This is a genomic window from Raskinella chloraquaticus (SeqCode), assembly GCF_021731865.1.
Lineage (GTDB): Bacteria > Pseudomonadota > Alphaproteobacteria > Rhizobiales > UBA4765 > Raskinella > Raskinella chloraquaticus.
On record NZ_JAKFWN010000028.1, the window covers coordinates 1 to 12,310 of the forward strand.

The window sequence follows — 12,310 nt, forward strand, 5'->3', positions numbered from 1 at the left end:
CCGGTCATGACCTCCTCGCCCGCATCCGTTCCGAACGCGTCGCCAAGGGGCAGGCCAAGGGACGAGGCAAACGCAGCCCCGACGCCCCACCGCTCGACACCGCCGCCCTGCCGGAATTGCCCGAGGGTTGGGCGTGGGGGACAGTTGATGAGTTGCTGGAGTTTGTCACCAGCGGTTCGCGCGGGTGGAAAGACTACTACGCGGATGCGGGGGCAATCTTCGTAAGAGCCCAGAACATCAATTCCGGCGTCCTCGACCTTTCGGATGTCGCCTACGTGGCGCTTCCATCAAATGCCGAGGGTCTTAGGACACGGCTGAAGGTTGGTGACGTCCTCGTCACGATCACCGGCGCAAATGTTACCGTGAGCGCTCTTGTCTCGCACGAAATTCCCGAGGCATACGTCAACCAACATGTGGCTTTGCTTCGGCCTCTGACGATCGATGTTTCGGACTATCTTCTTCTTTGGCTTCAGGCTGAAGGTGCCGGAAAAACACAACTCACCAAGGCGGCGTATGGCGCTGGTAAGCCAGGCTTGAATCTCGATAACATTCGCGAAGTTCTCATCGCGATCCCGTCGCCCGCCGAAGCCGCCGAAATCCTCCGCCGCGTCTCCGAGGCGCTGGCTGCCAGCGCCGACACGCTGGCGATGCTGGACGCCGAGGCCGCCGACGCCGCGCGGCTGAAGCAATCCATCCTCAAGGCCGCCTTCGAAGGCCGCCTCGTACCGCAGGACCCCGCCGACGAACCCGCCAGCGCGATGCTCGCGCGGCTCAGGGCCACCCAGTCAACCGCCAGACCCGCAAAACGCGGGCGCAGGCGTCGGTCTTGATGATGATATCCTGGAATGATATACATGATGTTCCGTATATCATGGAGGATGTCATGATGGTTTCCAAATGGGGCAACAGCCTCGCCGTGCGCCTGCCCAAGAAGTTGGTCGAGGAGGCTGGCCTCGCCGAGGGTGACGAGGTGGAGGTCAGGGCTGTCGACAAGCGGACCGTGGAGATCGCAAAGGTTGATGATGAAGAGCGCCGCCGCCGTTTTATTGAAGGCATGCAGCAGTTCAGGATTCCGCTGCCGGAAGGTTTCAAGTTCAACCGCGACGAGGCGAATGAACGGTGACGGCGTTCTTTGACAGCAACGTCGTCATCTATGCCTATTCGATCGATGCGCGGCGCGACCGTGCTCTTGGGATCATGGCGGCGGGCGGGACCATCAGCGCGCAAGTGTTGAATGAAGTCACAAGCGTTCTGCGCAACAAGCAGCGGCAGGAATGGCCGATCATCGAAGGCATTCTTGCGGTCGTCAAAGAACGATGCCCAATGATCGTTCCATTGACCGCTGAACTCCACGCCGCCGCGCTTACGCTCGCCCGTGATCACATCCTTGCCTTCTACGACGCGCTGATCGTCGCCGCTGCCATCGAGGCGGGCTGCGACACGCTCTGGTCCGAGGACATGCAGCATGGCCAGGTGATCGGCAGGCTCACGATCCGCAATCCCTTTCTCGAAAGCGCCCCATGAACGCGCAAACCCTCGTCGCCAAGGTCTGGAACTTTGCGCATGTGCTGCGCGATCAGGGCGTGTCCTATCAGGCCTATATCAGCCAGATTTCCTATCTCCTGTTCCTCAAGATGGACGAGGAGCGCGTCACCCAGATCGGCGAAGCCTCGATGCTGCCGGACGGCTCGCGCTGGGGCGACATCAAGGACCTGTCGGGCGAGGCGCTGAACGCCAGATACGTCAAGCTGCTGGATGTGCTCTCCAAGCAGGGCGGCATCATCGGCGCGATCTTCCTGAAGGCGCAAAACGAGATTCAGGACCCGGCCAAGCTCAAGCGCCTCGTAGGCCTGATCGACAGCGAGACGTGGCTCGGCCTGCCGGTCGACGTGAAGGGCGACATCTACGAGGGCCTGCTCGCCCGCAACGCCGAGGACGTGAAGTCCGGCGCGGGGCAATACTTCACGCCGCGCCCGGTGATCGAGGCCATGGTGCAGGTGGTCGATCCCGAGCCGCATCAAACCGTGCATGATCCCGCCTGCGGCACGGCCGGCTTTCTGCTCGCTGCCTGGGAGCACATGAAGCGGCACCCGAAGGCCCGCGACCGCGCGGTCTATTCGGCGCTCAAGGGCAAGTTCTCTGGCGTCGACATCGTGCCGGAGGTTGTGCGGCTCGCCGCCATGAACCTCTATCTGCACGGCATCACCGGCGTCGATTCCATCGTCGAGGCCAAGGATGCGCTGCTCGGTGCGGGCGGCAAGAGCTATGAGGTGATCCTCACCAACCCGCCCTTCGGCAAGAAGCAGAGCTACCGGATCGTCCGCGACGACGGCGAGATCGACAGCGAGCGCGACGACTACGACCGTCAGGACTTTTTCGTCACCACCTCCAACAAGCAGCTGAACTTCCTCCAGCACATCATGACGGTGCTGGCGCCGAATGGCGAAGCGGCGGTGGTGCTGCCGGACAACGTTCTGTTCGAGGGCGGCGCGGGCGAGACGATCCGGCGGCGGCTGTTGCGAAACTTCGACTTCCACACGCTGCTGCGCCTGCCAACCGGCATCTTCTACAAGCAGGGCGTGAAGGCGAACGTGCTCTTCTTCGACAAGAAGCCGCCTTCGGACGAGGCCGCAACGAAGGACCTCTGGATTTACGACCTGCGCACCAATCAGCGCTTCACGCTGAAAGAGCGCCCGATGGTGCGGGCCGACCTCGACGACTTCATCGCCTGCTATCGCTCCGGCCGGCCGCGATCTGAGCGCGAGGAAAGCGAGAAGTTCAGGCGCTTTCCGCTGGATGCGCTGCTCGCCCGCGACAAGGTCAATCTCGATATCTTCTGGCTGAAGGACGATGCGCTGGACGATCCCGATCTGCTGCCGCCACCGGACGAGGTCGCCGCGGAGATCGTCGAGAGCCTGGAGACCGCCCTCGAGCGCTTCCGTGGCGTGGCGGCAGCCCTGGGAGAGCGATGATGGCGATTCCCGATTTTCAAACCCTGATGCTGCCGGTTCTGCGGGCCTCGGCCGACGGCGAAGTGCGTATCGGCGATGTCGTTGAAAAGCTGGCCGCGGAATTTGCCCTTTCAGAGGACGAACGGGCACACCTGCTGCCGTCTGGCCGCCAAACGACTTTCGCCAACCGGGTCCACTGGTCGAAAAGCTACCTCGGAAAAGCCGGTCTGATCGTGCTGAGCGGCAGAGGCCGGTTCACGATCACTGATCGCGGTCGGGAGGTGCTCACTTCGCCGCCGAAGCGGATCGATATCAAGTTCCTTCAGCGCTTCCCGGAGTTCGCCGCATTTCGCAATGACGGGGGAAGCGACGCTGACGAAAGCGAAGCCGCCGCCCCGGTCAAGGGAAAGCTCGTCGACGAGCCCACACTAACCCCGGACGAGACCATCCGCGTCGCGTACCGTCGACTGGAAGCTGCGCTTGCCGAAGATCTCCTGTCGCGGGTTCGGCAGGGAACGCCCGCGTTTTTCGAGCGTGTCATCGTGCAATTGCTCCTCGCGATGGGTTATGGCGGCTCGGCGGGCGCGCTGGATCGCGCCCTGACCGGCGGCAGTGGTGACGGCGGAATCGATGGCGTCATCGATCAGGACCCGCTCGGGCTTGATCGCATCTATGTCCAGGCGAAGCGATATCAGGATGGATCACCCGTTGGATCGGGGGCGATCCGCGACTTCTTTGGCAGCCTCGACAGGGTGCGGGCCACGAAGGGTCTGTTCGTCACGACCTCGACTTTCTCGGCAAGCGCACGCGACACCGCCGAGATGCTGTCGAAGCGGATCGTGCTGATCGACGGCAGCCAATTTGCGCGACTGATGCTGTCACACGGCGTCGGATGCCGAGCGGAGGAAACTTTGACGATCAAACGCATCGATGAAGAATTCTTCGATCCGTGAGCGCCTGATGCCCGCTTTCGCCCGCACCATCGGCATCGACTATTCGGGCGCGGAGACGCCTACCGCGAGCCTGAAGGGCCTGCGCGTCTATATGACCGAGGGTGATGCGCCGCCGGCAGAGGTGCCGCCACCTCCATCAGCCAAGAAGTACTGGACGCGTCGCGGGATCGCGGAATGGCTGGTCGAGCGGCTTGCCGAGGACGTGCCGACGCTGGTGGGCATCGACCACGGCTTCTCTTTCCCGCTGCGCTACTTTGAGGTTCACGGGCTGTTGCCGGATTGGCCGAGCTTCCTCGATGATTTCCAGCGGCATTGGCCGACCGATGAGGATCACGTCTATGTCGATTTCGTCCGGGATGGCGTTGCCGGCAACGGCGCGAAGCGCACAGGCAATGCGCGCTGGCGGCGCCTTACGGAAGAGTGCGCCGGATCGGCGAAGTCGGTCTTTCACTTCGATGTTCAGGGGCAGGTCGCGAAATCGACCCATGCCGGGATTCCCTGGCTGCGCTTCATCCGCCAGCGCCTCGGGACGCGCGTGCACTTCTGGCCGTTCGATGGATGGGCCATCCCGGCTGGGCGGTCAGCCATTGCGGAGGTTTACCCGGCTCTATGGTCGCGCGGCTTCGCCAATGAGGGACGCACCGGCGATCAGCACGACGCTTTCAGCATTGCCGCCTGGCTTTCCCGCGCCGACCGTGACGGCAGCCTGGCAGCGTTTATGAACCCGGAATTGACCCCTGCGGAACGTACCGTGGCGCAGGTGGAGGGATGGATTCTGGGCGTGCCAGGCCGCTCCCGGATCGGCGGAAAATCGGGCAAGACGCGCGAAGAGACTGATTGCGATCCGAGTGTGTTTAGATTACACTAAACGATATGAAGAAGTCATCGAAATCCTCACCTTCCACCACTCCATCCCGCCGGGAGGCGGTGATCTATGCCCGCGTCTCCTCCAAAGAGCAGGAGAAGGAGGGCTATTCGATCCCGGCGCAGTTGAAGCTCCTCAAGGATTACGCCGTCACCAACGGCTTGTCGGTCGCTCAGGAGTATGTGGACGTTGAAACCGCCAAGCAGACCGGGCGAACCGCCTTCGGCGAGATGGTCGCATTCCTGCGCAAGTCGCCGTCGGTGCGGGTGCTGCTGGTCGAAAAGACCGACCGGCTCTATCGCAATCTCAAGGACTGGGTGACGGTCGACGAACTCGACGTCGAAATGCACTTCCCGAAGGAAGGGGTGGTGCTGTCCCGCGAGTCGCGATCCTCGGAAAAGTTCATGCACGGCATCAAGGTGCTGATGGCGAAGAACTACATCGACAATCTGTCCGAAGAGTCGCGCAAGGGCATGAACGAGAAGGCCGAGCAAGGCATCTGGCCCACCAAGACGCCGCTCGGCTACAAGAACGTCACTGCGCCCGACGGGAAGAAGATCATCGCCGTCAATCCGGCGCTGGCGCCCGCGGTCAAGCACCTGTTCGAATGGTATGCGCGCGGCGATGTCTCCCTGCATGAAGTGACGAAGCGCGCCCATGCCGAAGGCCTGCTCTATGCCAAGAGTGGCGCGAAGGTCACGACAAGCACGGTGCACACCATGCTGCGCACACGCCTCTATACCGGCTGGTTCGAATGGAACGGCAAGCTGATCCAGGGCAAGCACGAGGCGCTCGTGTCGACCGAGCTATGGGAGCGCGTTCAAGCTGTCATGGACGGGCGTTTCGCCAAGAAGCTCCGGCAAGGGCATCGCGACTTCGCCTTCTCGGGTCTCATCACGTGCGGCGCCTGTGGCTGCGCGATCGTGGCGGAGATCAAGAAGGAACGCTACGTCTACTATCACTGCACGGGCTGGGCCGATAAGTGCCAGGGCACGCCCTCGGTTTGCCGTCGGAAGCATATGCGCGAAGAGGCGCTCGAGGCGCAGTTCACCGAATTGCTCGGGCGGCTTCGTTTCGACGACGACGTGCTCGAATGGATGCGTGATGCGCTTCATGCCAGCCACGCTGATGAGCGCCGGGAACACGAAGAAGCGATCAAACGCCAGCAGGCCGAACACAAGCGGCTTCAGGAACGGATCAACGCCATGTATGTCGACAAGCTCGATGGCTTGGTCCACACGGCCTTCTTCAACAAGATGTCGAACCAGTGGCGCGCTGAACAGCTTGTGTGCCTTGAGGCCATCGAACGGCACCAGAATGCCGAGAAATCCTACATGGAAGAGGGCATTCAGCTTCTGGAACTGGCGCGCAATGCCCAAAGGCTGTTCGCGAAGCAGGAACCGCGCGAAAAGCGCCGCCTGCTGAGTTTTCTAGTATCGAACTGCCGTTGGAACGATGGCGAACTCACCACCACCTTCCGGCAACCCTTTGATATGCTTGCGGAAGCTGTTGCCACACCCATCCCGGCGACAACGCCTGAAGGCGTCATTCCGGCGAAAAATGGGATTTGGCTGGGGGACTAGGATTCGAACCTAGACTGGCGGAGTCAGAATCCGCTGTCCTACCATTAGACGATCCCCCAACAGGCACGCCTGCCGACGCTGACAAGCCCAGCGCTGCGACTGTCTAGCCAATTCGCCAGTCAACGACAAGGCCACCCGGGGCGCCAACGCTCTACAACAGCCGAAATTCATATTCCGGGGCAACTGCGTCGATATTCGCGCAAAAGCGCCTTGGCGCAGCCGCTTAAAGGCTGTTACTCTTAAGCCAAGTGATGTCGCCGCCTTGGATCGTGCTGCGGTCGGGCGTGACCGGAAGGGTTTGACGTGTCTGGCGAATTTTCGCAGGCGCCGCCGATGATCGCGGCAGGCGAGCCGAAAGCCGCTCCTCTGGCAGCCTTGTCCGCCATCGGATCGGGATGTCGCGATGCGAGCACGCCGGTGTTTGCAGCCATCGACCTTGGCACCAATAATTGCCGCTTGCTGATTGCGACCTGTTTGAACGGCGTTTTCCAGGTCGTCGAAGCCTTCTCGCGAATCGTGCGCCTTGGCGAAGGCTTGTCGCATACGGGTGTATTGTCGCCGGCAGCCCAGGATCGGGCCATCGAGGCGCTGAGCGTGTGTCGCCAACGCATATCTGCCAATGGCGTCACCCATTCCCGCCTGATCGCCACGGAAGCCTGCCGGGCGGCAGCCAATGGCCCGGCGTTTCTCAGCCGTGTCGAGAATGAGTGCGGGCTGAAACTGGAGATCATTGATCGCGAGACCGAGGCGCGCCTTGCCGTCATGAGCTGCGAACCGCTCTTTGATCGTACCTGCCGGAGCGCGCTTCTGTTTGATATCGGCGGCGGGTCAACCGAGCTTGCCTTCGTTGAGGCATTGCCCACCGGCAAGACCAGTATCGCCGCATGGACCTCGCTGTCGATTGGCGTTGTTTCGCTGGCTGAGCGTTTCGGCGGTCGCATGGTGAGCGAGGAAAGCTTTGCGGCGATGGTCGAACATGTGGCGCGCCTCATTGATGATTTTCCTGATCGCGAGATCGTGGCGAAGGCGGCACGCAGCGGCGCCTTTCATCTCCTCGGTACCTCCGGCACGGTGACGACGATTGCCGGTGTGCATCTTGGCCTGCGCCGCTACGACCGGCGCAAGGTGGATGGCTTGTGGATGAAGCAGAGCGACGTGTCCGAGATCGTCGAGCGGCTCCTCTCCACCGACTTCAGTGACCGCTCGCGCAATCCCTGCATCGGGATCGACCGTGCCGATCTGGTGCTGGCAGGTTGCGCAATTCTCGAAGCAATCCGCGATGCGTTTCCAGCCGATCGCCTGCGCATCGCCGATCGCGGCCTGCGCGAGGGAATACTGGTTGAGCTGATGCGCCAGCATGGCGGCCACGCGATGCAGGTGGAGGCGCCTCCCGCCTGGATCGGATCATCTGAATGACCGGTTCAGGCGGCGGCAATCACCGCAACAAGGGCGAGCGTATCCGCACCGCCAAGGGTCGCACTGTCGGCTCGACCCGCTGGATCGAGCGCCAGCTCAGCGACCCTTACGTCCATCGCGCCCGCGCCGAGGGGCATCGCTCGCGGGCGATCTATAAGCTGATGGAGATCGATGATCGCTATAAATTTCTGAAAAGCGGCCAGCGCATCGTCGATCTTGGTGCCGCCCCTGGCGGTTGGAGCGAGCTTGCGGCGATGCGCAGTGGCGCGGCGGACGGCAAGGGCAGGGTGGTCGCCATCGATATTCTCGATATGGCGAGCATTCCCGGCGTCGATTTCACCCAGATCGATTTCAGCGACGACAAAGCCCCGGACCTCCTGAAGGAAAGGCTGGGCGGGCCGGCCGATGTTGTGATGTCGGATATGGCGCCAAACACCATCGGTCATCGCCAGACCGACCATCTGCGCATCATGGCGCTTGCCGAGGAGGCAGGCGCCTTTGCGATTGAAGTGTTGAAGCCAGGCGGTGTTTTTCTCGCCAAGGTGTTTCAGGGCGGCGCGGCGCCCGCACTCCTGACCACACTCAAACAGGCGTTCCGCCAGGTGCGTCACGTCAAGCCGCCGGCAAGCCGTGCCGGATCGGCTGAATTGTACCTGCTGGCAACCGGCTTTCGCGGCACCGCATCCGAATAAACGCCGTACTCTCACTATATTATCGCATCATGCCTATACGCGGATGGAATCCCATGATAACGAACCGCGCCAACCTCGCAGCGCTAGCGGCGCCGCTTCACGGAGTGTTGGCAATGACGGAAAGCCCCAGATTCATTGAGACGTCTGATAGCTGGCGTGCCCGCGAGGCGCTGACCTTCGACGACGTTCTGCTGCGTCCCGGCCATTCGGAAGTGCTGCCCGGCATGGTTGATGTGGGAAGCCGGATCACCCGCACCATCAGCCTCAATCTGCCGATCATTTCGGCTGCCATGGATACTGTGACGGAAGCCAATCTTGCCATCGCCATGGCGCAGGCGGGGGGCATCGGCGTCATTCATCGCAATCTCGAGCCCGATCAGCAGGCAAGCGATGTGGCGCGCGTCAAGCGCTTTGAATCAGGGGTGGTGCGCCATCCCATCACTGTCCATCCGCAGGCAACCCTCGCGCAGGCGCTCGAACTGATGCGCCGCCATGGCATTTCCGGGCTGCCGGTCACCAAGGAAGGCGGCACCAGCCCCTCGACGCTTGTTGGCATCCTCACCCATCGCGACGTGCGCTTTGCCACCAATCCCGATCAGCCGGTCGCCGAGCTGATGACCCATGAGCGCCTCATCACGGTGCGCGATGGCGTGCCGCAGGATGAAGCAAAGCGGCTCCTGCACCAGTATCGCATTGAAAAGCTCGTGGTGGTCGACGATGACGGGCGCTGCATCGGTCTGATGACGGTGAAGGATATCGAAAAAGCCCAGCTTCACCCCAATGCCTGCAAGGATGAGCAGGGGCGCCTGCGTGTGGCGGCTGCGTCCACCACGGGCGATGAGGGTTTTGAGCGCTCCGAGCGGCTGATTGCCGCTGGTGTCGACCTGCTGGTGATCGATACCGCGCATGGCCATTCCGAGCGCGTGCTGGAGGCGGTGCGCCGCGTCAAGCGCATGAGCAATCATGTACAGGTCGCAGCCGGCAATGTCGCAACCGCCGAGGGCGCGCGCGCCCTCATTGACGCAGGCGCGGATGCCATCAAGGTCGGCATCGGCCCGGGCTCGATCTGCACCACACGCATCGTTGCAGGTGTCGGCGTGCCCCAGCTCACCGCCATTCTTGAAGCAGTCTCGGTAGCCCGAGATAAAGATGTGCCGGTGATCGCCGATGGTGGCATCAAATATTCAGGCGACCTTGCCAAGGCGATTGCCGCCGGCGCCTCGGTTGCGATGATCGGCTCGCTGCTGGCAGGCACCGACGAGAGCCCGGGCGAAGTCTACCTCCATCAGGGCCGCTCCTATAAGGCCTATCGCGGCATGGGCTCGCTTGGCGCCATGGCGCGCGGCTCGGCTGACCGCTATTTCCAGGCTGAAGTGCGCGACCAGATGAAGCTGGTGCCCGAAGGCATCGAAGGGCAGGTGCCGTATAAGGGGCCGGTCGCCCAGGTGCTGCATCAGCTGGCAGGCGGCCTCAGGGCGGCCATGGGCTATACGGGCGCTGCCACCATCGCCGATTTTCAGGCCAAGGCGCAGTTCATCCGCATCTCCGGCGCCTCGCTGCGCGAAAGCCATGTCCACGACGTCACGATCACCCGCGAGAGCCCGAACTACCGGGTGTAGCGGCAAGGCGCAGCTGGACAGGGGCGAGCGCTTGGAGAAGAGCCTGCGGTGATGGCAATATTCATCGCCGATCCCGATGATCAGCGTATCGCTCCCTATCGCTTTGTCCGCGAACGCGATCTCGCGCGCGATGACGGGCTGTTCGTTGCCGAGGGCGATGTGGTCGTGCAACGCCTGCTGGCGCAGAGCCGCTTTGCCGTTCATTCGGTTCTTGTCGAAAGCCATCATGTGCAGCGCTATGGCTCGCTCGCCGCCGCCTGCCCGTCGAGCCCGCCGCTCTATCATGCGCCAAAGGAAGTTCTCTCACAGATTGCCGGCTTTCCGCTTCATCGCGGTATTCTGGCGCTCGGGCGACGCGGCGAGCGGGTGAGGCTTGACGCTGCCCTTGATGGCCTGCCCGCTACTGCCCGCCTTCTGGCCGCCATCGGCATTGCCAATCATGACAATCTGGGCGCGCTGCTGCGCAACGCAGCGGCATTTGGCGTCGATATGGTGGCGCTCGATACGACCTGCTGCGATCCGCTCTATCGCAAGGCGATCCGCGTCTCGGTCGGCGCCGCGCTCACCCTGCCGATCGCCTTTGCAGATGACGGGGCAGCGATGCTGCGCACCCTTGCCGCCCATGATGTGCAGGTGCTGGCCCTGTCGCCGTCCGCCGACCGGGAAGTATCATCAATCACGCCACGCGCCCGCTGCGCGCTTCTGGTTGGCAGTGAAGGGGCGGGGCTTGCGCCGGATATCCTTGGCGCATGCGATGGCGTCCGTATCACCATGGCGGCAGGCTGGGATTCACTCAACGTCGCAACGAGTGCCGCCATCGCCCTTTATGAATTGACGCGCCGCACTTGATTTCATGCGCCTGCTGATAGACATCAGGCCATGACCCCAGCCGCCCGCCATGAAGCCGCCATCGCTGTCCTAGCCGATATCTTCACCCGCCACCGCCCGGCGAGCGAAGCGCTGGCCGATTGGGGCAAGGCCCACCGCTTTGCCGGATCGGGCGATCGCAATGCCATCGGCACGCTGGTGTTTGATGTGCTGCGCAAGCGCTCGTCACTTGCCTGGCGGATTGGCGGCGACACTCCGCGCGATCTCGTGCTGGCGCTGGCTGCCTTCGAAAACGGCACGCTTGACGCTGCCGCGCGCTTGTTTACCGGCGAGCGGTTTGCGCCGCAGGCCCTGAGCGCGGATGAAGAGGCGCGCCTGGCCGCGCCGCGATCCCTCGATGATGCAGATGAGCCGATACGTGGCGATTACCCCGCCTGGCTCGACTCGCGCCTTGCCCGTGTCTATGGCGAGGGCAGGGCAGGTGAGGTCGCCGCTATGAGCCAGCGTGCGCCGCTCGATCTGCGCGTCAACACACTCAAGAGCGATCGCGCCCACATGCTGGCGCACCTCGCGGCCTATGGCGCCGGCCCCGGCAGGTTCGCGCCCGCCGCCATCCGCATTCCCGCCCCGCAAGGCAGCGCCCGCGCGCCCCACATCGAAAGCGAGGCGGCCTATCAGAAAGGGCAGATCGAAATCCAGGATGAAGGCTCGCAGATTGCGGCCCTGCTGGCGGATGCACGCCCCGGCATGCAGGTGGCTGATCTTTGTGCGGGCGGCGGCGGCAAGACGCTGGCCTTGGCGGCGTCCATGGAAAATCGTGGCCAGCTTTACGCCTGGGATGCCGACCGCCATCGCCTGGCACCCATCCACCAGCGCCTTGAGCGCGCCGGGGTGCGCAATTGTCAGGTGCTGGCGCCGGGCAATGCTGCCGTGCTCGAGGATCTTCAAGGCAGGCTCGACCGTGTCGTGCTCGATGTGCCGTGCACCGGCTCGGGCACGTGGCGGCGCCGGCCGGACGCCAAATGGCGGCTGAGGGAGACGGCGATCTCCGTGCGTGTCAGCGAGCAGGACGCGATTCTGCACCATGCCGCCAGATTGCTGAAGCCGGGCGGTGAACTCGTCTACATCACCTGTTCGCTGCTGGCGGAAGAGAATGAAGAGCGTATTGCCGCTTATTTGTGCACTGAGCCGGGTCGTGCGTTCGCACCCGTAGATCACACGGCGCGCTGGCGCCGTCTGATGGGCGGCGAGCCCCCCGCGCAACCGCCTGCGTTTGATCATTTTTCTGGCCTTCGGCTATCGCCGAAAGCGAGCCAGACAGATGCATTTTACGTATGCGCATTACAAAAAGCGCCCATTTCAACGACGCCACATTGATCAACAATTCGTCGCCGCCAAGCAAA

General features: G+C 62.9%; 10 protein-coding genes, 1 tRNA gene and 2 pseudogenes. 12 read left to right on the top strand and 1 reads right to left on the bottom strand.

Translation table 11 applies throughout. The annotated features are described in order from the left end of the window. From ACINK1_RS09915 to ACINK1_RS09945, 7 genes and pseudogenes are all read left to right on the top strand, one after another. A pseudogene (locus tag ACINK1_RS09915) lies at positions 1-830 on the top strand (hypothetical protein); the annotation flags it as partial. Between the two features lie 53 nt (positions 831-883). Beyond that, positions 884-1,123 (top strand): AbrB/MazE/SpoVT family DNA-binding domain-containing protein, encoded by a 240-nt coding sequence (locus ACINK1_RS09920; protein WP_395760098.1) that lies wholly within the window; start codon positions 884-886, stop codon positions 1,121-1,123. Next, entirely contained in the window at positions 1,120-1,524 is a 405-nt protein-coding gene (locus ACINK1_RS09925) for a PIN domain-containing protein (protein WP_395760099.1), read from the top strand. Before ACINK1_RS09920 ends, ACINK1_RS09925 begins: the two co-directional genes overlap by 4 nt. Then, the gene (locus tag ACINK1_RS09930) at positions 1,521-2,972 is read left to right on the top strand and encodes an N-6 DNA methylase (RefSeq protein ID WP_395760100.1); all 1,452 of its coding nucleotides are present in this window, start codon (positions 1,521-1,523) and stop codon (positions 2,970-2,972) included. Before ACINK1_RS09925 ends, ACINK1_RS09930 begins: the two co-directional genes overlap by 4 nt. After that, entirely contained in the window at positions 2,969-3,904 is a 936-nt protein-coding gene (locus ACINK1_RS09935; RefSeq protein ID WP_395760101.1) for a restriction endonuclease, read from the top strand. Before ACINK1_RS09930 ends, ACINK1_RS09935 begins: the two co-directional genes overlap by 4 nt. Next, positions 3,882-4,772, top strand: coding sequence for a hypothetical protein (locus tag ACINK1_RS09940; RefSeq protein WP_395760102.1), 891 nt, complete (start codon positions 3,882-3,884; stop codon positions 4,770-4,772). The genes ACINK1_RS09935 and ACINK1_RS09940 overlap by 23 nt, the downstream gene beginning before the upstream one ends. Positions 4,773-4,777: 5 nt before the next feature. Continuing rightward, positions 4,778-6,352: a recombinase family protein gene (locus ACINK1_RS09945; RefSeq protein WP_376800524.1), complete on the top strand. Its 1,575-nt coding sequence runs from the start codon at positions 4,778-4,780 to the stop codon at positions 6,350-6,352. Here the strand turns inward: ACINK1_RS09945 and ACINK1_RS09950 are convergent. Further along, positions 6,338-6,411: transfer RNA gene (locus ACINK1_RS09950), tRNA-Gln, on the bottom strand. The two genes, ACINK1_RS09945 and ACINK1_RS09950, sit on opposite strands and share 15 nt — an antisense overlap. A 355-nt stretch (positions 6,412-6,766) precedes the next feature. Here ACINK1_RS09950 and ACINK1_RS09955 point away from each other — a divergent pair. The 5 genes and pseudogenes from ACINK1_RS09955 to ACINK1_RS09975 all read left to right on the top strand — a co-directional run. Continuing rightward, positions 6,767-7,768, top strand: a pseudogene (locus ACINK1_RS09955) (Ppx/GppA phosphatase family protein); the annotation flags it as partial. After that, complete coding sequence (locus tag ACINK1_RS09960; RefSeq protein ID WP_376800525.1) at positions 7,765-8,460, top strand: RlmE family RNA methyltransferase; 696 nt, start codon at positions 7,765-7,767, stop codon at positions 8,458-8,460. The pseudogene ACINK1_RS09955 and the gene ACINK1_RS09960, both read left to right, overlap by 4 nt. Before the next feature lie 113 nt (positions 8,461-8,573). Continuing rightward, positions 8,574-10,079: an IMP dehydrogenase gene (gene guaB, locus ACINK1_RS09965; protein WP_376800526.1), complete on the top strand. Its 1,506-nt coding sequence runs from the start codon at positions 8,574-8,576 to the stop codon at positions 10,077-10,079. Positions 10,080-10,130: 51 nt separating this feature from the next. After that, positions 10,131-10,928, top strand: a complete 798-nt coding sequence (locus ACINK1_RS09970) for an RNA methyltransferase (protein ID WP_376800527.1) — start codon at positions 10,131-10,133, stop codon at positions 10,926-10,928. A gap of 30 nt (positions 10,929-10,958) precedes the next feature. Then, positions 10,959-12,284: an RsmB/NOP family class I SAM-dependent RNA methyltransferase gene (locus ACINK1_RS09975; RefSeq protein ID WP_376800528.1), complete on the top strand. Its 1,326-nt coding sequence runs from the start codon at positions 10,959-10,961 to the stop codon at positions 12,282-12,284. Positions 12,285-12,310: the final 26 nt, after the last annotated feature.